Genomic DNA, 22,145 nt, shown 5'->3' with positions numbered 1-22,145 from the left:
TGGCCCACCGGGGCTGGCTACGATCGTCAGGTGACTGAACTGCTCGGGCCTGCGGAGATCAGGGCGTTGGCGGCCGAGCTGGACGTACGTCCGACCAAGAAGCTCGGTCAGAATTTCGTGCACGATCCGAACACCGTGCGCCGTATCGTCGATCTTTCAGGAGTCGGCGAAGACGACGTCGTACTGGAAGTCGGACCGGGGCTCGGCTCGTTGACCCTTGGTCTGCTCGCGACCGGTGCCAAGGTCGTCGCGGTCGAGATCGATCCCGTCCTGGCCGGACGGTTGCCGGACACGGTGGCCGAGCGAGGGGGGGCCGAAAGGCTGACGGTCGTCGGGGCGGACGCTTTGCGGATCAAGGCGGAGGACCTGCCCGAACGGCCCACGGCGCTCGTCGCGAATCTGCCGTACAACGTCGCCGTTCCCGTCGTGCTGCACCTACTTGCCGAGCTGCCGTCGCTGACCAGCGGTCTCGTGATGGTCCAGACCGAGGTCGCGGACCGGATGGCCGCCGGGCCCGGGAGCCGGACTTACGGCGTGCCCAGCGTCAAGCTGGCGTGGTACGGGAAGGCGCGCAAAGTCGCCGCGGTGCCGCGATCGGTGTTCTGGCCTGTTCCGAACGTGGATTCCGCATTGGTCGCCTTCGAACGTGGCGACTTGGTGTGGTCCGTGGACCGGCAGCGCCTGTTCGCGGTCGTCGACGCCGCCTTCTCCCAGCGGCGAAAGACTTTGCGCGCGGCGCTGGCGTCGTGGGCAGGTTCCGCCGAACGGGCGGGGGAGTTGCTCGAGAAGGCGGGTGTCGACCCCAAGACTCGCGGCGAGCAGTTGGATGTTCATCAATTCGCTCGTATCGCCGCCGCGGCCGAATGACCAGCGGGTGGGCATGAGGGTGCTGCCCGTCGAATGCCGTCCGAGGTCAGCACGATGGCATAACCCTCTTCTCGATATGCGCCGTTCTAGCCTGTCTTAGCAGGCGGGAACCGTGACGCGGATCTGGAAACGCTGCCGCTGTCTCATGATATGGACAGCGGATCCTGTAGAGTGGGCACCGCCAGACGTGTGATCTGCGCCTACGCGCTTGCTTTCATCCAGTGGGATCGGTTTTACTCAGTGGGCCATCCCGAGCGACTGAGAGACCTGGCTCGCCGAAGTCGCAGCAACCACCCTCCACAGGGCAGGTGCTACCGCCAGGACCGATGGAGGCTGTGCCTAATGAACAGGGTCACCCACCCGCTCCTGCTGACCAGGCGACGTGTCGTCGATGAAGGTCGCCGCACGGTAAGTGCGTGTCGACGCTCCACCGTTACTGCCTGAGTCTTTCCCTTACCTCTGAAATCCGTCCGCTCTGGACGGTTAATCGGTGACGGTTGGCGCGCTCGAAAGAAGCGGCGCCCCATTCGCATGGAGCCTTTCGTGATCACTGTCGAAAACTTGTCGAAGTCCTTCCCCCTCAACGGAAATCCCGTCGTCGCCCTGCGCGACGTCAGCGTGGACATCCAAGCGGGCTCGCTGTTCGGAGTCGTCGGTCCGGCGGGCTCCGGCAAGTCGACCCTCGCTCGTTGCATCGGGCTTCAGGAGCGTCCTGACCGGGGCGTCGTCCGGCTCGACGGCCTCAACACCGGGACGCTGGACGGACGCCGCCTGCGCGAGATCCGCCGCCAGGTCGGTGTCGTGAGCACCAAGCCGGAGCTGCTCGCGGAGCGCACCATCGCCGGCAACATCGCTTCACCGCTCGAGCAGCTCGGCCTCGACGGACCGCAGCGCCGAAACCGGGTGGGCAACCTGCTCGACCTGGTCGGACTCACGCCACGGGCAGGTCAGCGGCCGGGCGAACTGTCCGAGGGGCAGCTGCGCCGAGTGGCGATCGCCAAGGCCTTGGCCGCCGGGCCGTCCGTGCTCCTGGCCGACGACCCGACCGCGGGTGTGCGGCCCGAGGAGTCCGGCGCGGTTTTGACCGTGCTCGACCGTGCGCGCGCCGAGCTCGGCGTGACCGTGCTGCTCACCACACCTGACGTCGGCGTGGTTCGCCGTGTCTGCGATGACGTGGCGGTTCTCGAAGCCGGTGCGATCATCGAACGCGGGACCGTGCTCGACTTGGTCTCCGACCCGAACAGCCGGACGGCGCAGGCGCTGCTTCCCGCGATCGAAACCAGCCGGGCTCAGGCCTCGAAGTACGACCGCGCGGTGGACGTCGTGCTTGTCGGCTTCGCGTCGGTCGGCGCCCTGCTGCCCGAGGCCGCCGGCCGCTTCGACGTCGAACTCGCCACCATCGGGGGCGGTCTGACCCGCATCGGCGACACACCGGTCGGCCGGTTCCGCCTCGGTGTGCGCGGTGAGCACGCGGACGCCGCGCTCGCCTGGATCGCCGAACGCGGCGGCCACGTGACGCACCCGGTTCGCGGACCGCAGGGCGTCGCCGCCTGATTTCTCCACGAACGGGCCGCCCTGGACTAAATCCGTCCAGGGCGGCCCGTTCATGTCTGACTCGTCCTGTTCTCTTTCTCCTGGTGGCAGCACAAGTGGGGCGGCCACGTAGGCTTGACGCGTGCTCGCCGTCGTACCGCCTCCAGTCACCGTCAGGGTTCCCGCCAAGGTCAACCTGCACCTGTCGGTCGGTGACGTACGTCCGGACGGCTACCACGAGCTGGTGACCGTGTTCCAGGCGCTTTCCCTGACCGACGAGGTGACCGTGGCGGTCACCGAAGACCCGGGTGTCGAGGTCTATGGCGAGGGGGAAGGTTCCGTACCGACCGGGGCCAACAACCTGGCATGGAAGGCCGCGCAGGCGCTGGCGGCTCATGTAGGCAAGGCGGACGGCGAATCCAAGGTTCGCGTGGTGCTCCGCAAAGGCATCCCGGTCGCCGGAGGGATGGCCGGGGGCAGCGCTGACGCGGCCGCGACCTTGGTCGGGCTCGCGTCACTCTGGAAGCTCGACATCTCCCGCGACGAACTGGCCGGTATCGCCGCCAAGCTCGGCAGCGACGTCCCTTTTGCGCTTTACGGTGGAACCGCACTGGGGACAGGCCGAGGTGAGCAACTGGTGCCGGTCCTGTCGCGGCACACCTTCCACTGGGTACTGGCGTTCGACCAGCGTGGTCTTTCGACCCCGCGTGTGTTCGGCGAACTGGACAGGTTGCGCGAAGAGGGCAACCCGCCGCGGATCGGTTCCCATACCCCGGTGGTCGAAGCGCTGGCGTCGGGTGACCCTCGGCAGCTGGCCCTGCTTCTGGGCAACGACCTGCAGGCGGCCGCCGTCTCGTTGCGTCCTGGACTGCGGCGCACCTTGAGGGCGGGGGTCAACGCGGGGGCACTCGCGGGCACCGTCTCCGGGTCCGGGCCGACCTGCGCGTTTCTCTGCGCGGACGCCCAGTCTGCGGTCGAGGTCGCCGCGGAGTTGTCCGGTGTGGGGGTGTGCCGGACGGTTCGCGTCGCGCACGGACCGGTTCCCGGCGCCCGGCTGGTCGGCGGGGACGACGCGCCACGACCGGCGCCGCCTCGAGTACACGCGTGAGGATGTCCGAACGGACATGTCTTAAATTCCCTTGTGGTGCAAGCTTTTTGGAAAGGATCGGCTGAGGAATGGCCAACTTGGTCAACCTGGAGTCGGTGAGCAAGTCCTACGGGGTGCGCCCGCTGCTCGATGGTGTTTCGCTTGGTGTCGCGGAGGGACAGCGCGTCGGCGTCGTCGGTCTCAACGGAGGCGGGAAGACGACCTTGCTGGAAGTCCTCGCGGGGCTCAGTGAGCCGGACGCGGGGCGGGTGAGTCACGTCCGTGGCCTGCGGATGGCCGTCGTCACCCAGCGGACCGAGCTTCCCGGCGGCAGCACCATCGGCGACGTCGTGCTGGAGCGCTACGGCGCGGAGCACGAATGGGCCGCCGACGCGCGAGTCAGGTCCATTATGGACGGTCTGGGGATCACCGCTCTCGGGGTCGACACCCCGACGGCGAACCTGTCCGGCGGTGAACGGCGTCGAGTCGCGCTGGCCGCGGCCCTCACCGGCGAGCTCGACCTCGTGGTCCTCGACGAGCCGACGAACCACTTGGACGTCGAAGGTGTGCGGTGGCTGGCGGACCACCTGCTCAACCGCAAGATCGCGGTCGTGGTCGTCACCCACGACCGGTGGTTCCTCGACACGGTCGCGAGTGTGACCTGGGAGGTCGCCAACGGTCGCGTCGAACAGTACGAAGGTGGCTACGCGGACTGGATCTTCGCGCGGGCGGAGCGGGCGAGGTTGGCGGCGACGGCCGAGGAGAAGCGGCAGAACCTGGCGCGCAAGGAACTCGCGTGGCTGCGGCGCGGCCCGCAGGCCAGGACCTCGAAGCCGCGTTACCGGGTCGAGGCGGCGGAGGCGCTGATCTCCGACGTCCCGGAGCCGCGTGACTCGGTCGAATTGCAGACGTTCGCGCGGCGACGGCTGGGAAAGACCGTGCTGGAAATCGAGGACGCCACCCTGACCGCCGGCGACCGCACCCTGCTCGACCACGTCACGTGGCGGATCGGGCCCGGCGACCGGATCGGGCTGGTCGGCGTCAACGGGTCGGGCAAGACGACGTTGCTCAAACTGCTCGGTGGTGACAAGGAGCCCGAGACGGGGCGCCGCATCGAGGGGAAGACAGTCAGCCTCGCGCACCTTCGGCAGGAACTCGACGACCTGCCGGGTGACCTGCGCGTCCTGCAGGCCATCGAAGAGGTCTCCGGACGCGTCGTGTTCGGCAAGCAGGAACTCACCGCTTCGCAGCTGGCCGAAAAGCTGGGTTTCCCCGCGGCGAGGCAGTGGACCCCGGTCGAAGACCTTTCCGGTGGTGAACGCCGTCGGCTGCAGCTGTGCCGGCTCCTGATGGCCGAACCCAACGTGCTGCTGCTCGACGAACCGACGAACGACCTCGATATCGACACGCTGCAGCAACTGGAAGACCTGCTCGATTCGTGGCCGGGCAGCCTCGTCGTCGTTTCGCACGACCGGTACCTGGTGGAACGTGTTTGCGACACCATCGTCGCCTTGTTCGGCGACGGGCACGTGACCCATCTGCCGGGCGGTATCGAGGAGTACCTCGAGCGGCGGGTCAAGAGCCTGGCGAAAGCCAGTGCCGACAGGAAGTCGGGCGGCGGGCAGGCGTCCGAGCCCAAGAAGAGCGCTGCGGAACAGCGGGCGGCGCAGAAGGAACTGTCCCGCCTCGAGCGCAAGCTCGACCAGTTGCACGCCAAGGAGGAGAAGCTGCACGCGGCGCTGCTCGCCGCGGCGACCGATCCGTCGAAGCTCATCGAGCTCAACACTGAACTGAAGGCCGTCGAAACGGAGAAGGAGGAGGTCGAGGCCCAATGGCTCGAGACCTCCGAAGCGATCGAGTGAGTTCACTCGACAGTGAGCGGGCGTTCCAGGGCGGACAGTAATGTGACGCGCATGAGTCGGTTCGTGGACACGCTCGTCGCCACCGCGGCGGGGCGAGGTCAGCAGCGGGGAATGGTCACGGGTGAGCCCAAGGAGCCGGTTCGGCGTACCTGGGCCGAGATTCACGAGCAGGCCAAGCGGGTGGCCGGTGGCCTGGTCGCCGGCGGGCTGGAGCCAGGCAAGGCGGTCGCGGTCCTGGCGGCGGCGCCGTCGTTGATCGCGCCGACGGTGCAGGCTGTATGGCTCGCCGGTGGCAGTGTGACGATGCTGCACCAGCCCACCCAACGCACCGACCTCGCCGAATGGGCCGAGGACACCGTCCGCGTGCTGCGGATGATCGGGTCCGGTCTGGTTCTGCTCGGTGAGCCCTTCGATCAACTGGCGCCGGTGCTCACCGAGCATGGCATCGCCTTCCAGGTGATCACCGAGCTGCTTGAGTCCGAACCGCTGGCGGAGGCCGTTCCGACGGCCGAATCCGACACCGCGCTCCTGCAGCTGACCAGTGGGTCGACGGCCGATCCGAAAGCCGTGCAGATCACCTACGGAAACCTGTACTCGAACGTCAAGGCGATGGTCGACCGCGCCGAGTTCGATTTCGACGTCGATGTGATGGTTTCCTGGCTGCCCACCTTCCACGACATGGGGATGGTCGGCTTCCTGACCGTTCCGATGACCTTCGGCGTCGAACTGGTCAAGATCACGCCGCTCGAGTTCCTGTCGGGGCCGCTGATCTGGCCGCAGCTGATCAGCAAGTACAACGGGACGACCACGGCCGCGCCGAACTTCGCCTACGCGATCGTGGGAAGGCGGATGGCGCGAGTCGAGGACGACGACGCCTACGACCTCTCGAAGCTTCGGATCGCGCTGAACGGTGCCGAGCCGATCGACGAGACGGCTGTGCAGACGTTCGTGGACGCCGGGGCACGGTTCAAGATGCCCGCCGAATGCGTTTTCCCCGCGTACGGTATGGCGGAAGCGACTCTCGCGGTTTCGTTCGCGCCGTTGTTCACCGGGCTGACCCTGGACGTCGTCGAGGCCGATGCGCTTGAAACGGACAACCGCGCGGTGCCGGTGCCCGAGGGCGACCCGCGGCGCGGGACCGACGCCGTCCGCTCGTTCGCGATCCTCGGGCCGCCGCTCGACGGGCTCGAGGCCGAGATCGTCGACGACAAGGGCACCGTTCTCGGAGAGCGCCAGGTCGGGGAGATCCGCCTGCGCGGCGAGGCCGTCACGCCGGGATACCTGACGATGGAAGGACCGCTCGCGACGCAGGACGAGAACGGCTGGCTGCTCACCGGCGACCTCGGTTACCTGATCGACGGCATGATCGTGATCTGTGGCCGCCGCAAGGACGTCATCATCATGGGCGGCCGGAACCTGTATCCGACCGATATCGAACGCGCGGCCACGTCGGTCGAGGGGGTTCGAGCGGGGAACGCGGTTGCCGTGCGGATCGACGCGGGCAGCCGCCGGGAGCGGTTCGCCGTCGTCGTCGAGTCGAAGCTCGCCGGGGATCCCGACACCGAGAAGGCACTGGCGAAGGAGGTCGCGGCCAAGGTGCGCGACGCGGTCGACATGCGGCCGTTCGCGGTCGTCGTGCTTCCGGCCGGAAGCCTGCCCAAGACGCCGTCGGGCAAGGTGAAGCGGGCCGCGACGGCCACCCAGTTCGCGGACAAGATCGCCAAGAACGCGGCGACCACCTGACACGAAAGGGCCGGGCCGGTGAACGTCACCGGCCCGGCCCTTTCGCGGCGCCTCCCGTGGGTCAGCGGCGTCGCCAGAGCGGCTTGCGGGTGTGGGTGTGCTCCAAGGCCGGCGCTATGTAGTAGTCGGCGGACTGGGAGAGTCCGGCAAGCGTGCCTTCGACATCCCGGAGGAAAGCGTCGACGGCCGCCGGGTCGTAGCCTCGTTTCGAGAGCGGCGCTCTGGCGAACGCCACATTGTGGACGTCCGAAACCGACAGGTCGTCGTCGCCGTCGAGGGTCGCCGCGACGCGTTCGAGGAAGGCGTCCACTGCGGGTTCGTGGTATCCCCGTGCGCCGATGGGTGCCCGGTCGAACTGCCGGGTTCTCGCCTCGAACGCGGTGACGGGCACTAGCGCTCCTGGACGAACTCGACAGGCCCGCGGTCCGGAACGGCGCGTTCGGCGGTCGCCTGGCCCTCTTCGCGCGCGCCGGGCACGCCGAGCGCCTGCTGACCGGTCCGGTGAGCGAGTTGTTCCTCGACCTTGTCGAGGAACTCGTCGACTTCGCGTTCGTCGTAGCCGCGCTTCCCGATCAGAGGGCGCGAGAACATGACGTGGTGGACTTCGGCCGCCGTCAGGTCGTCCCGGTCCGAGATCGTGTCCGCGATCCGCTCCAGGAACGCGTCGACCTCGTGTTTGGCGTATCCGCGCCGCCCGATCGGGGCGTTCGGAAAAGTGGCGCCGGTGATGTCTTCGGCCGTGAACGACATGAAACTCTCTCCGGTTTCGGTGGGGAATGCGATCTCCGCATTCCGTCCTAACGGGTTTGAGAGTTCCCCGGAAGAGCTCGCGCTATTCCACGACTCGATCAGGGGCGTGGTGAAACGCCTTCGAGTGATGAGATGTAACGCACCGCCATGTGAGCGGGTTCACCCAGCGTGGAAGGAGTTCTGGGCCGCCGCGAGCCCGGTGCTGATAAGCGCTTCAACTGCGTCGGCGCAACGATCTATCTCGAAAGCGAGCTCTTTGCGTTCGACCGTCGAGAAGTCTTTCAGCACGAAATCCGCCGGATCCTGCCGTCCAGGCGGGCGCCCGACACCGAAACGGACACGGTAGTAGTCCTTCGTGCCGAGAGATTTGGTGATCGAGCGGAGACCGTTGTGGCCGTTGTCGCCGCCGCCCAGCTTCATCTTGAGCGCACCGAAATCGACGTCGAGCTCGTCGTGGACGACCACGACACCCGCCGGGGGGATCTTGTAGAACCGGGCCACGCCCACCACAGGGCCGCCTGAGAGGTTCATGTACGAGCGCGGCTTGGCCAGGACCACTCGCTGCCCGGCGAGCCTGCCCTCGAGGACTTCAGCGCCGCTCTTGTGGGCCTTGAACTTGCCGCCGACGCGGGCGGCGAGCTCGTCGAGCACCATGAAGCCGACGTTGTGCCGGTTGCCTGCGTACTGGGGCCCGGGATTGCCGAGGCCGGCGAGCAGAATCTGCTCGCCGGCCCCGGGAAGTACTTCGGTCACACGAGTGACTTTATTCGGCGGCCTCGGCGGGGGTCTCCTCCGCCTCGGCCTCTTCGCCCTCGAGCGCGGCCTCGGACGGCGACTCGTTCACGGCGACGACCAGCGCGTCGGGGTCGGTGACCAGGGTCGCGCCCTTCGGCAGGGTGACGTCCGAAGCGTTGATCTGGGTGCCGGCGACGACGCCCTCGACCGAGACCTCGACCTGCTCGGGGATGTGCAGCGCCTCGACCTCGATCTGGATGGCGTCGAGGTCAGTGGTGACCAGGGTGCCGGGGCCGGGGGTGCCGGTGACGACGACCGGGATGTCGACGGTGACCTTCTCGCCGCGGATGACGACCAGGAGGTCGACGTGCTCGATGTAGTTCTTCAGCGGGTGGACGACGATGGTCTTCGTCAGCGCCAGCTCGCTCTTGCCCTCGAGGTCGAGGGTGATGACGGCGTTGCTGCCGTTCTCACGCACGACGCGGGCGAACTCGATGGCGGGCAGGGCGTAGTGACGGGGCTCCGAGCCGTGCCCGTACAGCACCGCGGGGATCTTGCCGGCGCGACGCGTGCGGCGCGCGGCACCCTTGCCGAATTCGGTGCGGGGCTCGACGGACAGGCGTACCTCGGACACGGTGTAGCACTCCTTCAATTCACCAACATGTTCAGCGAAATCATGCTGAGGTGGGGATGGTTCGGGGCGGTTCTGGTGTTCGGCGGCGAATTCCACAGGCGTGCTCGACCGCGTGTGGCCACTCAAGCCGCCGCGTCGATCACGTCGGGCACCAGGTGCTCACGGAACCCGCCTCGCCGAGACCGGGAAAGTGTAGACCAACCGGTCGCACCGGGGTCCCGCCGGGTGGCTCGTTCAGGTGACAAGTCGGTGACAGCTGCTTCCGGGACCCGCGGATGTGGTGGTGCGCGACCCCTTTTCTAAGGTGTGATCTCTTCGCACGCGAGACACAGGGGGCGGTATGCCGGCACGACGGTTGAGGATCGGCGTTGTCGCCGTCTTGTGCTGCCTCGTGGCCGGCTGCGACGTCGCGATCGACGGGGCGGCGGGGATCTCGCCCGCTGAGCAGCAGCGGGTGGATCGGCGCGCGGAGCAGCGCGGCGCTGTCGAGAGCGCGTTGAAGGTGCTCGAGCAGGCGCCGGCCGTTGTCTACAAGTCGACAATCAAGGACGCCGCGGGTAATCCCGCCGAATTGCTGTTCCGGATCACCCGCGCCGGAAGCGCGCTCGGCGCGCTGCCGGTCGACGGCCAGGCCATCCAGGTGATCTCGGCCGACAAGCAGCTGTACCTCTCGGCGACGCCGGAGTACTGGAAAGCGCACGGGCTCGGCAACAGCGACCAGTACGGCACCAGCTGGGTCCGCACCGACAGCACCGACCTGCCGGTGAACGCCGTCGAGGTGCTCAACCCGCGCAAGGCCGCGTCGACGCTCCGGACAGCGGTGTCCGCGATGAACCGGCTGACCGATCCGGTCCGTTCGAAGTTGCCCGACGGGACCGAGGTCTACGACGTCGGGAGCGGGCTCGGGATGCTGCGGGTGACCACCGCGGCGCCGCACCGCGTGATCAGTTTCGCGCCTTCCCTCATCGACGCGGCGGGCGGCAAGACACTCGGCGCCGAGATGCGGGTCGAGCCGCTCGCCGGGGACGCGCTCAAAAAACTCCAGACGGACCTGGACGGCGCGATCGGCGGGATCGGCCAGCCGTTCGACGCGCTCACCCAGGTCAGCGTCAGCGTCGTCAACGACAAACTGGACTGCACGGACTTCGTCGGGACCTGCCGGGCGACCATCGACGTCGCCAACACCGTCATCGGTGACGCGGGCGGGACGCCCGTGCATCTGACGCTGAGCGTCGAGTTCACCGCCCAAACGCTCGGTGCCCAGACCTGTACGACGGACGCCAACGCGGCGCCGGACACCACGACGCCCATGAGCTGCGAGGTCAAGTTCAGGCTGCCGAATCGGAACGCCAGCTATCAGGTGCAGGCCAAGCCGACGGCCCGCGGCGAGGTCCGTGCGCCGGTCGACGTCAACGGTGTCCGCGAGAAGCTCAAGGCCGAGTTCGCCGCGCTGGGCGGCTGACCTGCACACTCACCCCGGGGTGCGTTGCATACGTTGAAGTAGCCGATCTTGCGTTCTTAGCATCGGTGTCATCACCGACGTAAAGGAGAACGTGATGGCGAAACTGGTCGTGTTCGGAGGAACCGGGTACGCGGGCGGGAAGATCACCGCCGAAGCGCGTGGCCGTGGGCACGAGGTCCTGGCGGTGTCGAGGAACGCCGAAGGTGAGGGAACCCGGGCGGGGTCGCTGTACGACGAGGCCTTCCTGGCCGAGGTCGCCAAGGGTGCCGATGTCCTGGTCATCGCGGTTCACGGGCAGGGCGGCCTGCTGGACGCGGTGCCCTCGATCGCTCAGGCCGCGAAGGACAACGGCGCTCGGATCGGCGTGGTCGGCGGCGCCGGGAGCCTGCACGTGGCCGAGGGCGGGCCGCGGCTCATCGACACCCCCGAGTTCCCGGACGAGTACAAGGGCGAAGCAGGGACGCACGCGAAGGTGCTGGAAGCGTTCCGGGCGCTTCCCGAGGACGTCGACTGGTTCTACCTCAGTCCGGCCGCCGAGTTCGGCGCGTGGGCCGAGGGCGAGCGGACCGGCGACTTCCGGCTCGGGAACGACGTGCTCCTGACCGACGAGAACGGCGGGTCGAAGATCAGCGGCGCCGACTACGCGATCGCGTTCGTCGACGAGATCGAAAAGCCGCGGCATCGCCGTCAGCGTTTCTGCGTCGCCTACTGACCGGACAGTTCCTTCACGACCGGCGCGAACGTTTCCAGCATCGGTTCGAACACCGTGATGTAGGAGAAGCCGTACCGCTCGCGACGCTCCTGGAGTTGCCGGACGATCTCGTCGACGGTCCCGAACAGCAATTGTGGCGTTTCGAGCAGCCTGTCCACGTCGAGGCCGTCTTCGTCTTCTTCATGCCAGGCCTCGGCGGCCGCGCGCCGGTCGTCCGTGACGACGACGCGCTGGACGAGCATGTTCAGTTCGGGATCCCGGCCGTTCGTGTGGGAGTGGAAGAAGGCGACGCGTTCGTCCATGCGCTCGGCGTCGTCCAGGCGGAAGGTGCCCGGCGGCTTTCCCGGTGCTTGGCGAAGACCCGCGAAGCCGGCGATGTCGGCTTCGCGGGCGGCGAGGGAGAGCACGCCGTCGCTGTTGCCCGCGAGGAGCAGCGGCGGGGGCGTGACCTTTTCGTCGGCGAGGTGTTCGCGCAGGTGATCAAGGCTCTTGGTGAGGTATTCGATGCGTTCCTTGGCGGGGCTCCACGGCAGGCCGGCACCGTCGAACTCCGACTTCATGTGGCCGGAGCCGAGGCCGAGGTCCAGCCGGTCGCCGGTCATCTTCACCGTCGTCGTGACTTCGCGGGCGAAGAGCGCGAAGTTGTAGAAGGGGACGTTGGAGACAAGAGTGCCTACGCGCGGCCGCTGGGTCACCGCGGCGGCCATGGTCAAGGCCGGGAAGGGCGCGTTCCGTCCTGGGCCGAGATGGTCGGGCACGGAAATGACGTCGTAGCCCAGCGCCTCGACGCGGTGGCACTTCTTGACCCAGTCTTCGCGGTTCTCGGCGCCCCACAGGTTCACGCCGAACTTGAAATTCCCCATGAACGGCAACCTAGCCACGCGGGGTGCCTGTGCGCGCCCCGTTTCGCGAGGAGCCGAAAACGGAGCAAGGGACCTTTGCTCTCACTTTCCTGAGGAGAGTGAGAGCAAAGGTCCCTTGCTTCGCTGAGATCAGGCGTTGCCGTCGAAGAGGGACGTGACCGACCCGTCCTCGAAGACCTGCTGGATCGCCTGCGCCAGCAGCGGAGCGATGGACAGCACGGTCAGGCCCGGGAACCGCTTCTCCTCCGGGATCGGCAGCGTGTTGGTGACGATCACTTCGCGGGCCTTGCAGTTCGACAGCCGCTCGGTGGCGGGATCGGACAGGATGCCGTGGGTCGAGGCGATGACGACGTCGGCCGCGCCTTCGTCGAGCAGGGCTTCGGTGGCTTTCACGATCGTGCCACCGGTGTCGATCATGTCGTCGATCAGCACGCACAGCTGACCGCGGACCTTGCCGACGACGCGGTTCGCGACAGCCTGGTTCGGCTTGTCCGGGTCGCGGGTCTTGTGGATGAACGCGATCGGCCGGTCACCCAGCTGCGCCGCCCACTTCTCGGCGAGCCGCACGCGGCCCGAGTCCGGCGAGACGACGGTGATGTTCTCGCCGTGGTAGGTCTTGTTGATGTGCGCGGCCAGCACGTTCTGCGCGAGCAGGTGGTCGACCGGGCCGTCGAAGAAGCCCTGGATCTGCGCGGTGTGCAGGTCGACCGTCATGATCCGGTCGGCGCCCGCGGTCTTGAACAGGTCCGCGATCAGGCGCGCGGAGATCGGCTCGCGGCCCTTGTGCTTCTTGTCCTGCCGCGCGTACGGGTAGAACGGCATGATCACGGTGATCCGCTTGGCGCTCGCCCGCTTGAGGGCGTCCACCATGATCAGCTGCTCCATCACCCATTCGTTGATGGGCGCGGGGTGGCTCTGGATCACGAACGCGTCGGTCCCGCGCACCGATTCGTTGAACCGGACGAAGATCTCCCCGTTGGCGAAGTTGTGCGCGGTCTGCGGTACGACCGCCACGTTGAGGTGCTTGGCCACCTCCTCCGCGAGTTCCGGGTGCGCGCGCCCGGAAAAGAGCATCAGGTTCTTCTTCGGTGTGCCGGACTTCGAACTCATGCTGGCGACTCCCCGTCGTTTCCCTTATTTGAATCGGACACGGCGGTGGTGTCCTGCTTCGCGGCGGAAGCTGCTTCCGCCGCGGGTGTACCCGGCCTGCGCCGGGACACCCAGTCTTCGATGTTGCGCTGCGGCCCGGTCGACACGGCGAGCGCGCCCGGGGGCACGTCCTGCCTGATCACGGTGCCTGCCCCACTGTAAGCGCCATCGCCGATGGTCACCGGGGCGACGAACGTGTTGTCCGCGCCGAGTCGCACATGGGAGCCGATCGTGGTGTGGTGCTTGTTCACACCGTCGTAGTTGACGAAGACGCTGGAACAACCGATGTTGCTGTTCTCGCCGATGGTCGCGTCGCCGACGTAGGTCAGGTGCGGAACCTTCGTCCCGGCCCCGATGGTCGCGTTCTTCGTTTCGACGAACGCGCCGAGCTTGCCCTTGGTCCCCAGTTTCGTGCCGGGCCGCAGGTAGGTGAACGGGCCGACCTTCACGCCGTCGCCCAGTTCCGAATCGGAACCGTGCGTCCGCACCACCGACGCGCCCGCGCCGACGGCGACGTTCTCCAGGGTGCTGTCCGGGCCGATCTGCGCGCCTTTGCCGACCGACGTCGAACCCTTCAGCTGCACGCCGGGCTCGATGACGACGTCGCGCGAGAGGGTCACGCCCGCGTCGATCCAAGTGCTCGACGGGTCGACGACGGTGACACCCGCCCGCTGCCAGCCGCGGACGATCCGGCGGTTCAGTTCGGCGCCGAGGACCGAGAGCTGCACGCGGTCGTTGACGCCTTCGGTCACCCACGGGTCGTCGATGACCAGCGCGCCGACGCCCTTGCCGTCGCCGCGGGCGATGCCGAGGACGTCGGTGAGGTAGAGCTCGCCTTGCGCGTTGTCGGTCGAAAGCTTCGAAAGGCCGTCGACCAGTACCGAAGCGTCGAAGGCGTAGACGCCGGAGTTGATTTCGGCGATTTCGTGCTGTTCGGGGGTGGCGTCCTTCTGCTCGACGATCGAGGTGACGACGCCGTTCGCGTCACGGACGATCCGGCCGTAACCGGTCGGGTCCGCGACGACGGCGGTCAGCACGGTGACCGCGTTACCCGTCGAGGTGTGCTCCGCGACCAGGGAACCGAGCGTTTCGGTGTCGAGCAGCGGGACATCGCCGTAGCTGACGACGACGGTGCCGGTCAGTCCGCCCGGCAGCGCCGAGAGCGCGCACGAGACGGCGTGCCCGGTGCCCTTCTGCTCCTCCTGGACGGCGGTGACGACCTCGCGGCCGAGCGCCTCGCCGACCTTCGCCAGCTTCGCGCCGACCGAGTCGCGACCGTGGCCGATGACCACGACCAGATGTTCCGGGTTCAGCCCCGCGGCGGCCCGCACCGCGTGCTCGACCAGAGGACGGCCGGCGATGGGGTGCAGCACCTTCGGAGTGGACGAACGCATGCGGGTGCCCTCACCCGCGGCGAGGATCAACGTGCTCAGCGGGCCGGTCACGGCGCTCCCAACATTTCACCAACGGTGGTTGTCGGGCATTGATCCTACGTGGGCTGCTCGGAGTCCCACGCGGGGTCGGTCGGAGCATCCTCGCCGGGCCATCCGGTCACCGGATCGACGGCCATCGAGTTCACCGACGAAACCTGGTTCCCGCCGCCGCGTTTCGCCTGGTACATGGCCGCGTCGGCACGCGCCAGGACCTGTTCGGCCCGCTCCTGCGGGCGGAGCGAGACAAGGCCGACGGAGAGGGTGACGCCGTGCGAAAGGTGGCGTGGCAGAGATGCGACGGCATTCACAGAACGGCCGAGCGCCTGCTTCGCCGCCGACGCCGGAGCCCCAGGTAGAAGCACGATGAACTCGTCGCCGCCGTACCGGGCGACGACGTCGTCGCCGCGCAGGGCGTCGCGCAGCGTGCTCGCGATGACACGGAGCACGTTGTCGCCCTCGGCGTGCGACTGCTTGTCGTTGACGTCCTTGAAACCGTCGAGGTCGACCAGCGCGACCGCGAGCGGCTGGGCGTCCGCGGACGACGCCAGCGAACGCAGCTTCTCGTCGAGCGCGCGCCGGTTCGGCAGCCCGGTGAGCGGATCCTGCAAAGCCTGCTGGGTGATCGCGCCGTGCTCGGCGGACAGGCGTTCGTGTTCGCGGCGCGCGTTGAGCGTGGCGATCTGCGATTCCCGCAGCGACCACATCTCCGATTCCAGGATGGTCGCGTAGTCGATCAGCGACTGGCTCGCCCCGGACGCGTAGTCGGGGGTGGTGTCGAGCCTGGCCAGCTCACGGGCGAGATTCAGCCGCATCGAAGGCAGCGAGCCGTCCTCGTTGTCCTCGCGGACCTCTTTGAGCACCTGCAGCGCGTCCTCGCGACGGCCGGTGTTGTCCAGGCAGCGGGCCAGCGCGATGGCGATGATCTCGCGTTCGTGCGGGAACACCAGCTCCGGATGCAGCAGCGAGTTCAACCGTTCGATATGCGACGAATCGGGCGACGCCAGCGCGGCGGCCGCGGCGAGGACGCCGACCTGGTCGATCGCGGGCACCCCGGCCTTGCGCGGGAACAGCGACTCGGTGAACGGGCCTTCCGCGGCCTGCGCCATCGAGGCCGCGGTGCGGAACTTGTCCGCTCCCTCGTCGTACCGCTCGATGCGTTCGAGCCGCAGGCCCCAGCCCAGCAGCATCTTGACCCGGTTGATCAGCTGGAGCGCGATCTCGTGCGGGCTCGCGCTGTCGCGGATCGCCTGCGCGGCGCGGGCGATGGCCTCCTCGGCTGCCTCGTAGACGCCCAGCTGGTTCAGCACGAGCCAGCAGTCCACCAGGGTCGAGGACAGCATCCGGTCCCAGTTGCGCCTGCCGACCTGACGGTCCGGGACCGCGGAGTCGTCGAGGATGGCCAGTGCCCTGGCGATCTCGGTGAGGGCGGCGTCCTCCTGTTTGGCGATCACCAGCCGGCGTCCGCGCAGGGCGTGCGCGTCGGCCCGCATCAGCGCGAGACCGTGCCGCCTGGTGTGCGCGAGCATCTCGTCGAGCCTGGGTTCGGCTTCGGCGGCGAGGCCGCGGGTGACCAGCCTGGCCACCGCGGAGTAGCGCAGCAGCTGCGCGACCAGCAGCGGTTCGCCGCGGCGCTGCGTCTCGTCGAGGAGTTCGTCGAGGCTGGTCACGATGTCCAGTTGCTCGGCGAAGGCGACGCGCTGGATGGCCGCACCGAGTTCGCGCGCGCGACCGTACAGCCAGGCGTCGGACATCTCCGCAAGCGCCGGCCGCCTGCTACTGGTCGTCGGGTCGATCGCGTCCTCGGTCAGCCGCACACACCCCCACCGTTGGAAACGCCGCTGGTCATCTGTTCGTCTGCTCCGCCGCCAGGATTCGAACCTGAACTGTCAGAACCAAAATCTGAAGTGCTGCCGATTACACTACGGCGGATCGATCCTGGTCAGGATAGCCATGCCGGAGACGCACGCGCGCGCCCGGGGGTTACCTCACGGCCGCGGCCTCTCCACAGGGGGCGAAACCTCCTGTACCGTAACTTACGGCATCGTAGGTAAGGACACCCTTAGGCTCATCCTCGGGGTTGCACGGAGAAAAGAAGTGACTGCATGACGGCTACCCTCGACCGTTCCCAGACGCCCGCGAAGGGCCCCAAGCCAGTACTCGAAGGACACCGATCGAGCGGCGTGCAGCTCTCGGTCTACCTCGGGGTCATCTTCCCGCTCGCCGCGTTGCTCGCGGCCGTCCCGTTCGCCTGGGGCTGGGGATTGACGTGGGTCGACGTCGGCCTGTTCGTGGTCTTCTACGCGATCAGCGGACTCGGTATCACCGTCTCGTACCACCGGTACTTCACGCACGGCTCGTTCAAGGCCAAGCCGTGGCTGCGCGTCGTGATGGCGATCGCCGGCAGCATGGCCGTCCAGGGGCCCGTGATCACCTGGGTCGCCGATCACCGGCGCCACCACGCCTTCTCCGACCGTGACGGCGACCCGCATTCGCCGTGGCTGTTCGGGACCACCCCGGTCGCCGTCGCCAAGGGGTTCTGGCACGCGCACATGGGCTGGCTGTTCGACCGCGACCAGACCAACGCGGAGCGTTTCGCGCCGGACCTGGTGAAGGATCCGGCCATCAAGAAGGTCGACGAGCTGTTCTGGCTGTGGAGCCTGCTCACCCTGGTGCTGCCCGCGATCCTTGGCGGACTGATCACCTGGTCGTTCTGGGGCGCGCTGACCGCGTTCTTCTGGGCCGGGCTCGTGCGCGTCTGCGTGCTGCACCACGTGACCTGGTCGGTCAACTCGGTCTGCCACATGATCGGTGAGCGCCCGTTCGCCGCCCGTGACAAGTCGGCCAACTTCTGGCCGCTGGCGATCTTCTCCTTCGGCGAGTCGTGGCACAACCTGCACCACGCCGACCCGACTTCGGCCCGGCACGGCGTGCAGCGCGGCCAGATCGACATTTCCGCGCGGCTCATTTGGATCTTCGAGAAGTTCGGCTGGGCCTACGACGTGCGCTGGCCGACCCCGCAGCGCCTCGCCCGCATCGCCGCCGATAGCAAATAGCGACGTCGCGTTAGTCTTCTCGGATGGCGGGGAGACGGCGAAGCAAACGTGAAGCGGTCACCGGGGCGCGTCCTGTCGCCCCGGTGGCCCGGGTGCGCATGACGGGGACCGAGCGCAGGCAACAACTGCTCACCGTCGCCAGAGCCCTTTTCGCGGAGAAGGGTTTCGAAGGCACTTCCATCGAGGAGATCGCGCACCGCGCGAACGTCTCCAAACCGGTGGTTTACGAGCACTTCGGTGGCAAGGAAGGCATTTACGCCGTCGTCGTCGACCGCGAAACGCAGCTGCTGCTCGACCGGATGGTCTCCACCCTCCACGGCGGGCACCCGAGGGTGATGCTGGAGCAGGCGGCGATCGCGTTGCTCTCCTACGTCGAGGATTCGCACGACGGTTTCCGCATCCTGGTGCGGGATTCACCGGTCGCGAGTTCGACGGGCACGTTTTCCACGGTGCTGAACGACATCGCCAGCCAGGTCGAGCACATCCTCGCGCAGCAGTTCGCCGCGCGGGGCTACGACGAGAAGCTGGCCGCGCTGTACGCGCAGGCGCTCGTCGGGATGGTAGCGCTGACCGGGCAATGGTGGCTCGACGCGCGGAAACCGAAGCGGGACGAGGTCGCCGCGCATCTGGTGAACCTCGCCTGGAACGGGCTGTCCAATTTGGAGCACAAGCCCAAGCTGCGGGTGTACTGAGACCTGCGTCGCGCGGTCGTAACGTTTCCCGGTCCTTGAGCGCTAGGTCCCCCATAGAGATCATCTAGCTGGGGGAACCACCGTGGAAAACTTTCTCGCGCCCGCCGTGGAACAGGCGCCGCCGAAGAAGAGAACCTGGCTCAAACCGGTCATCCGGCTGGGCATCTTCGGTGTCGTCGCCTTGATCGCGTTCTTCTTCGCGAATCCGTTCACGGCGTCGAGCACCGAGGTCGGCTCTTGTCTCAAGGGCGATATCAACGACGCGAGCAGCGTCAAGAGTGCCGAGTGCGGGACGTCCGACGCGAACTTCAAGGTCGTCGGGAAACAGGATGGCAAGTCGGAAATCGGGCTTCGTATCTCAGGCGGCCTGGAATGCGACGAATACCCCAATGTGGACGCTTATCTCTTCCAAGGGAAGAAGGCGGCCACCGAAGGCGTGCTGCTGTGCCTGGAAGATCTCAAGAATCCTGGACAGCGGCCGCCGGTCGTCGGTGACTGCCTTCCCGGCGACGCGGATGAAGCGAAGAAGCTCGCGAAGGTCGACTGTGCCGCGGCTGGTTACAAAGTGCTCGCCGTCGAGAAGAAGCCCGCGGTCGCTTTCGAGGACAACACCTGCGCGCAGGTTCCGTCCACCGACGCGAAGCTCTCCTGGCAACGATCCGGTGGCGCGTTGCCGCAGGAGCGGGTGCTGTGCCTGGACAAGCTCGAGCACTAGCGGTCAGCGCGGGAGGCCGGTCTCCCGCAGGTGGTCGAAGATGATCTTGTCCACCGCGGAGACCCGGTCCCTGTCCGCGTAACCGAGCCACGCGACCTCGTCGATCTCGCTGCTTGCCGTGAGCGTTCCGGCGAAATCGGCGGTGTAGCACGTCATCCGCACCACGACGCCCGCCGTGTGCCCGTCGGCCTGCGCCTCGAAGACCCCGGCGGGCTCGATGCTCGCCGGGACGATCTCGACGGTCAGTTCCTCGCGGATCTCCCGGATGAGCGTCCCGGCATCGCTTTCGCCGGGTTCGCGTTTGCCGCCGGGCAGGTAGAACACGGACTTGCCGCGTGAGCGCGTGCTCAGGATCCGGCCGTCCCGCAGGTGGAGCCAAGCGATCTTGTCGATCACGGCTCAGCCCAGCGCCGCGGCGGTCTCGGCGGTCGTGAGCACGTCGCCCAGCCGCGGGAACACCTTCGTGATCGCCGATTCGTGGGAGATCGCGGCGATACCCGCCATCGCGTCCGAAACGGCGATGGTCTCGTAGCCGTGGTCGATCGCGGTGCGCAAAGTCGATTCGACGCCGTACTCCGTGGCGATCCCGCCGAACACCAGTGTCCGCACGTCGAGTCCGCGCAGGAGTTCGTCGAGTCCGGTGCGGTAGAACGCGCCGATCGTGTGCTTGGTGATCAGGTGTTCGCCCTCGCGGGGTGTCAGTTCGGCGACCAGTTCACTGCCGGGCGGTTGTTCGTCGACGTCCGGCCGATGCGCCCGCACATGGACGATCGGTGCGCCTGCCGCACTGAAGGCGTCGCGCAGCAGGACGGCGTTCGACACGACTTCGGTGCCTTCGATCGGCACGGTTTCGAGCGCGACGATCCGCGTCTGCAGGTCGATCAGGACGAGCGCGGTCGTCGCCGGGTCGATCTTCGTCATGCGGGAAAGCCTAGTGTCCCTATCCTGGAGATATGGGGAAACACAGGGAAGTTGTAGTCACCGGAGGCGGAACGGGAATCGGCTACGCGGTCGCGGCGGCGTTCGCCGCGCAGGGCGAACGCGTGACGATCACCGGCCGCCGCGAACAGGTCCTCACCGAAGCCGCCACCATGCTCGGCGCGAACCCGGTCCCGTTCGACGCGGCCGACCCGGACGCGGTGGAGCGGGCACTGGCGGAACTGCCGGAACGCGTCGACGTCCTGGTCAACAACGCCGGCGGCAACACCGATTTCCAGAACGGATCGGCCGAAGACCTCAAATCCTTCGCCGCGAGCTGGCAGGCCAATCTGGACGCGAACGTGTTCAGCGCCGTGCTGGTCACCCGCGCCCTGCGGGACAGGCTCGCCGACGGCGCGCGGATCGTCACCATCGGGTCCATCGCCGCCCGCACCGGAGCCGGTTCCTACGGTGCCGCCAAGGCCGCGCTGGAAGTCTGGAACGTCGATGTGGCACGGGAATTCGGGCCGCGCGGGATCACCGCGAACATCGTCGCGCCCGGTCTGGTCGGGGACACCGAGTTCTTCCACGGCAAGCTCTCCGACGAACGCCGCGCGACGCTGATCGGCAACACGCTGACCAAACGTGCCGGCGAGCCCGCCGACGTCGCCGACGTGGTGACGTTCCTGGCGAGCCCAGGCGCGCGGCACGTCACCGGCCAGGTCGTCCACGTCGACGGCGGCGCCTACTTCGGTCTCTAGGGCGTGACGCGCAGCAGTTTGTCGTCCGTGCCTTCCGAGGTCGTGACGTAGAGGGAGCCGTCCGGCGCGCTGCGGACGGCGCGCAGCCTGCCGAACTTGTCGTCGAACTCCGGCGGCAGCGTCACTTCGGTGACGGCGCCGGCGTCGTCGAGGCGGAACAACAGCAGCTTCTGCCCCTTGAGCGCGGTCACGGCGAGAGAGCCTTCGAGCGTGCCCCACTGCGAGCCGGTGAGGAATGCGGCGCCGCAGATCGCCTCGGTGATCTCCCCGGTAGTCCACAAAGGACGGACGGCGTCCGGGAACCGTTGCGTGTCGGTCATCGGCACGCTTTCGTCGTAGCTGGTCTCGGTGCCGCCCTTGGAGGGGTCCCAGCCGTAGTTCGCGCCCGCCCGCTCCAGGTTGACCTCGTCGTCGATGGTCGGCCCGTGCTCGGCGGTGAACACCTGACCGGAGCCGGGCCGGACCGTCACACCCTGGACGTTGCGGTGCCCGTAGGTGAAGACACGCTGTTCGTTCGGGTTCGCCGAAGTGATGAACGGGTTGTCCGGCAACGGGTTCCCGGTCTTCGCGTCGACGCGAAGCACCTTGCCGCCGAGGCTCGTGCGGTCTTGCGGATGCTGCGGGCGGGCGGTGTCGCCGGTGCCGACCAGCAGCGCTCCGTCCGCGCCGAACGTGGGACGGCAGCCCGAATGCCTGCCGCTGGGGTTCACCGGCAGCCCGGTCAGCAGGTCCTTGACCTTCGTGGCGTTCGCGCCGTCGTCGGAAAGGCGCCAGGTGACCAGCCGGATGTCGACGGCGTTGTCGCCCTCCTTGTGGGTCTGGCAGGTGATGAACTCGCGCGAGGTCGCGAAATCCTTGCTGATCACCATCCCCATCAGGCCGCCTTCACCGCGCACGTGGACGTCGGAGAAGTCGGCGGTGACGTCGCGCTTCGTGCCTCCGTCGACCAGGGCGAGTTTTCCGGGTCGCTGGGTGACGAGGATCTTCCCGTCCGGCAGGAAGCCGACGTCCCAGCCGTGTTCGAGGCCGGCCGTCACCTGCTCGACCTTCAGTTTCGACACGGCGGGTTTCGAGGTGACCGGTGGCGCGCTCTGCACCGTCTCGCTCGACGCCCCCGAACAGGCCGTGACCAGCAAGGACAGGGACGTGAACGCGACGACGGCGGTAGTGCGCATG

General features: G+C 67.7%; 22 protein-coding genes, 1 tRNA gene and 1 riboswitch. Of the genes, 11 read left to right on the top strand and 12 right to left on the bottom strand.

The features are described 5' to 3' along the window. Nucleotides 1-30: 30 nt before the first annotated feature. From rsmA to ACZ7KI_RS22640, 5 genes are all read left to right on the top strand, one after another. Nucleotides 31-867 carry a 16S rRNA (adenine(1518)-N(6)/adenine(1519)-N(6))-dimethyltransferase RsmA gene (gene rsmA, locus ACZ7KI_RS22660; protein ID WP_470275084.1) on the top strand — a complete coding sequence of 279 codons (837 nt, stop codon included), beginning with the start codon at nt 31-33 and terminating at the stop codon, nt 865-867. A 242-nt stretch (nt 868-1,109) separates the two neighbouring features. Then, nucleotides 1,110-1,200: riboswitch (SAM riboswitch) on the top strand. 210 nt (nt 1,201-1,410) lie between these two features. Beyond that, nucleotides 1,411-2,421, top strand: coding sequence for a methionine ABC transporter ATP-binding protein (locus ACZ7KI_RS22655; protein ID WP_470275083.1), 1,011 nt, complete (start codon nt 1,411-1,413; stop codon nt 2,419-2,421). Between the two features lie 121 nt (nt 2,422-2,542). Further along, entirely contained in the window at nt 2,543-3,508 is a 966-nt protein-coding gene (locus tag ACZ7KI_RS22650; RefSeq protein WP_470275082.1) for a 4-(cytidine 5'-diphospho)-2-C-methyl-D-erythritol kinase, read from the top strand. Nucleotides 3,509-3,576: 68 nt separating this feature from the next. After that, nucleotides 3,577-5,349, top strand: coding sequence for an ABC-F family ATP-binding cassette domain-containing protein (locus ACZ7KI_RS22645; RefSeq protein ID WP_470275081.1), 1,773 nt, complete (start codon nt 3,577-3,579; stop codon nt 5,347-5,349). Between the two features lie 51 nt (nt 5,350-5,400). After that, on the top strand, nt 5,401-7,092 hold the full coding sequence (locus tag ACZ7KI_RS22640) for a fatty acyl-AMP ligase (RefSeq protein WP_470275080.1): 1,692 nt from the start codon (nt 5,401-5,403) through the stop codon (nt 7,090-7,092). 61 nt (nt 7,093-7,153) lie between these two features. Here the strand turns inward: ACZ7KI_RS22640 and ACZ7KI_RS22635 are convergent, their stop codons facing one another. From ACZ7KI_RS22635 to ACZ7KI_RS22620, 4 genes are all read right to left on the bottom strand, one after another. Then, on the bottom strand, nt 7,154-7,483 hold the full coding sequence (locus tag ACZ7KI_RS22635; protein ID WP_465502677.1) for a DivIVA domain-containing protein: 330 nt from the start codon (nt 7,481-7,483) through the stop codon (nt 7,154-7,156). Then, on the bottom strand, nt 7,483-7,842 hold the full coding sequence (locus ACZ7KI_RS22630; protein ID WP_470275079.1) for a DivIVA domain-containing protein: 360 nt from the start codon (nt 7,840-7,842) through the stop codon (nt 7,483-7,485). The genes ACZ7KI_RS22635 and ACZ7KI_RS22630 overlap by 1 nt, the downstream gene beginning before the upstream one ends. Nucleotides 7,843-8,001: 159 nt before the next feature. Next, nucleotides 8,002-8,595: an aminoacyl-tRNA hydrolase gene (pth, locus tag ACZ7KI_RS22625; protein WP_470275078.1), complete on the bottom strand. Its 594-nt coding sequence runs from the start codon at nt 8,593-8,595 to the stop codon at nt 8,002-8,004. Between the two features lie 10 nt (nt 8,596-8,605). Then, nucleotides 8,606-9,211, bottom strand: a complete 606-nt coding sequence (locus ACZ7KI_RS22620) for a 50S ribosomal protein L25/general stress protein Ctc (RefSeq protein ID WP_470275077.1) — start codon at nt 9,209-9,211, stop codon at nt 8,606-8,608. Between the two features lie 340 nt (nt 9,212-9,551). Between ACZ7KI_RS22620 and ACZ7KI_RS22615 the strand changes: the two genes are divergently transcribed. Beyond that, nucleotides 9,552-10,673: a hypothetical protein gene (locus tag ACZ7KI_RS22615; protein ID WP_470275076.1), complete on the top strand. Its 1,122-nt coding sequence runs from the start codon at nt 9,552-9,554 to the stop codon at nt 10,671-10,673. 94 nt (nt 10,674-10,767) lie between these two features. After that, entirely contained in the window at nt 10,768-11,385 is a 618-nt protein-coding gene (locus ACZ7KI_RS22610) for an NAD(P)-dependent oxidoreductase (protein ID WP_470275075.1), read from the top strand. Here the strand turns inward: ACZ7KI_RS22610 and ACZ7KI_RS22605 are convergent. From ACZ7KI_RS22605 to ACZ7KI_RS22585, 5 genes are all read right to left on the bottom strand, one after another. Beyond that, nucleotides 11,379-12,248 (bottom strand): TIGR03621 family F420-dependent LLM class oxidoreductase, encoded by an 870-nt coding sequence (locus tag ACZ7KI_RS22605; RefSeq protein ID WP_470275074.1) that lies wholly within the window; start codon nt 12,246-12,248, stop codon nt 11,379-11,381. The two genes, ACZ7KI_RS22610 and ACZ7KI_RS22605, sit on opposite strands and share 7 nt — an antisense overlap. Before the next feature lie 129 nt (nt 12,249-12,377). After that, nucleotides 12,378-13,358 (bottom strand): ribose-phosphate diphosphokinase, encoded by a 981-nt coding sequence (locus tag ACZ7KI_RS22600; protein ID WP_037317339.1) that lies wholly within the window; start codon nt 13,356-13,358, stop codon nt 12,378-12,380. Then, nucleotides 13,355-14,842: a bifunctional UDP-N-acetylglucosamine diphosphorylase/glucosamine-1-phosphate N-acetyltransferase GlmU gene (glmU, locus tag ACZ7KI_RS22595; protein ID WP_470275073.1), complete on the bottom strand. Its 1,488-nt coding sequence runs from the start codon at nt 14,840-14,842 to the stop codon at nt 13,355-13,357. The genes ACZ7KI_RS22600 and glmU overlap by 4 nt, the downstream gene beginning before the upstream one ends. 44 nt (nt 14,843-14,886) lie before the next feature. Continuing rightward, nucleotides 14,887-16,644: a GGDEF domain-containing protein gene (locus tag ACZ7KI_RS22590; protein WP_470275072.1), complete on the bottom strand. Its 1,758-nt coding sequence runs from the start codon at nt 16,642-16,644 to the stop codon at nt 14,887-14,889. A gap of 43 nt (nt 16,645-16,687) precedes the next feature. Next, nucleotides 16,688-16,759, bottom strand: a tRNA-Gln gene (locus ACZ7KI_RS22585). A 173-nt stretch (nt 16,760-16,932) separates the two neighbouring features. Between ACZ7KI_RS22585 and ACZ7KI_RS22580 the strand changes: the two genes are divergently transcribed. The 3 genes from ACZ7KI_RS22580 to ACZ7KI_RS22570 all read left to right on the top strand — a co-directional run bounded on the left by ACZ7KI_RS22580 (nt 16,933) and on the right by ACZ7KI_RS22570 (nt 19,290). Then, nucleotides 16,933-17,883, top strand: coding sequence for an acyl-CoA desaturase (locus tag ACZ7KI_RS22580; RefSeq protein ID WP_470275071.1), 951 nt, complete (start codon nt 16,933-16,935; stop codon nt 17,881-17,883). A 98-nt stretch (nt 17,884-17,981) separates the two neighbouring features. Further along, nucleotides 17,982-18,575, top strand: a complete 594-nt coding sequence (locus ACZ7KI_RS22575; protein WP_470275132.1) for a TetR family transcriptional regulator — start codon at nt 17,982-17,984, stop codon at nt 18,573-18,575. A gap of 82 nt (nt 18,576-18,657) precedes the next feature. After that, nucleotides 18,658-19,290, top strand: coding sequence for an LppU/SCO3897 family protein (locus ACZ7KI_RS22570; RefSeq protein ID WP_470275070.1), 633 nt, complete (start codon nt 18,658-18,660; stop codon nt 19,288-19,290). Nucleotides 19,291-19,293: 3 nt separating this feature from the next. On the opposite strand, the gene ACZ7KI_RS22565 is transcribed toward ACZ7KI_RS22570, so the two are convergent. Then, nucleotides 19,294-19,686 (bottom strand): NUDIX hydrolase, encoded by a 393-nt coding sequence (locus ACZ7KI_RS22565; protein WP_470275069.1) that lies wholly within the window; start codon nt 19,684-19,686, stop codon nt 19,294-19,296. Between the two features lie 3 nt (nt 19,687-19,689). Next, complete coding sequence (locus ACZ7KI_RS22560) at nt 19,690-20,211, bottom strand: isochorismatase family protein (RefSeq protein WP_470275068.1); 522 nt, start codon at nt 20,209-20,211, stop codon at nt 19,690-19,692. 32 nt (nt 20,212-20,243) lie between these two features. On the opposite strand from ACZ7KI_RS22560, the gene ACZ7KI_RS22555 reads away from it, so the two are divergent. Continuing rightward, entirely contained in the window at nt 20,244-20,969 is a 726-nt protein-coding gene (locus tag ACZ7KI_RS22555) for an SDR family NAD(P)-dependent oxidoreductase (protein ID WP_470275067.1), read from the top strand. Here ACZ7KI_RS22555 and ACZ7KI_RS22550 read toward each other — a convergent pair. Further along, nucleotides 20,966-22,144, bottom strand: a complete 1,179-nt coding sequence (locus tag ACZ7KI_RS22550) for a PQQ-dependent sugar dehydrogenase (protein ID WP_470275066.1) — start codon at nt 22,142-22,144, stop codon at nt 20,966-20,968. The two genes, ACZ7KI_RS22555 and ACZ7KI_RS22550, sit on opposite strands and share 4 nt — an antisense overlap. Nucleotide 22,145 lies beyond the last annotated feature (1 nt).

The sequence above is a fragment of the Amycolatopsis sp. NPDC039088 genome (genome assembly GCF_055598845.1).
Note: the sequence above shows the minus strand (reverse complement) of the source record. Positions and strands in the feature narration are given on the sequence as shown.

Bases quoted from the DNA above. Each gene is read 5' to 3' on its own strand.
- ACZ7KI_RS22640 (WP_470275080.1), top strand. From the start codon at position 5,401: ATGAGTCGGTTCGTGGACACGCTCGTCGCCACCGCGGCGGGGCGAGGT.
- ACZ7KI_RS22645 (WP_470275081.1), top strand. From the start codon at position 3,577: ATGGCCAACTTGGTCAACCTGGAGTCGGTGAGCAAGTCCTACGGGGTG.
- ACZ7KI_RS22605 (WP_470275074.1), bottom strand. From the start codon at position 12,248: ATGGGGAATTTCAAGTTCGGCGTGAACCTGTGGGGCGCCGAGAACCGC.
- ACZ7KI_RS22610 (WP_470275075.1), top strand. From the start codon at position 10,768: ATGGCGAAACTGGTCGTGTTCGGAGGAACCGGGTACGCGGGCGGGAAG.
- ACZ7KI_RS22580 (WP_470275071.1), top strand. From the start codon at position 16,933: ATGACGGCTACCCTCGACCGTTCCCAGACGCCCGCGAAGGGCCCCAAG.
- ACZ7KI_RS22630 (WP_470275079.1), bottom strand. From the start codon at position 7,842: ATGTCGTTCACGGCCGAAGACATCACCGGCGCCACTTTTCCGAACGCC.
- ACZ7KI_RS22615 (WP_470275076.1), top strand. From the start codon at position 9,552: ATGCCGGCACGACGGTTGAGGATCGGCGTTGTCGCCGTCTTGTGCTGC.
- ACZ7KI_RS22560 (WP_470275068.1), bottom strand. From the start codon at position 20,211: ATGACGAAGATCGACCCGGCGACGACCGCGCTCGTCCTGATCGACCTG.
- ACZ7KI_RS22555 (WP_470275067.1), top strand. From the start codon at position 20,244: ATGGGGAAACACAGGGAAGTTGTAGTCACCGGAGGCGGAACGGGAATC.
- ACZ7KI_RS22550 (WP_470275066.1), bottom strand. From the start codon at position 22,144: ATGCGCACTACCGCCGTCGTCGCGTTCACGTCCCTGTCCTTGCTGGTC.
- ACZ7KI_RS22600 (WP_037317339.1), bottom strand. From the start codon at position 13,358: ATGAGTTCGAAGTCCGGCACACCGAAGAAGAACCTGATGCTCTTTTCC.
- ACZ7KI_RS22575 (WP_470275132.1), top strand. From the start codon at position 17,982: ATGACGGGGACCGAGCGCAGGCAACAACTGCTCACCGTCGCCAGAGCC.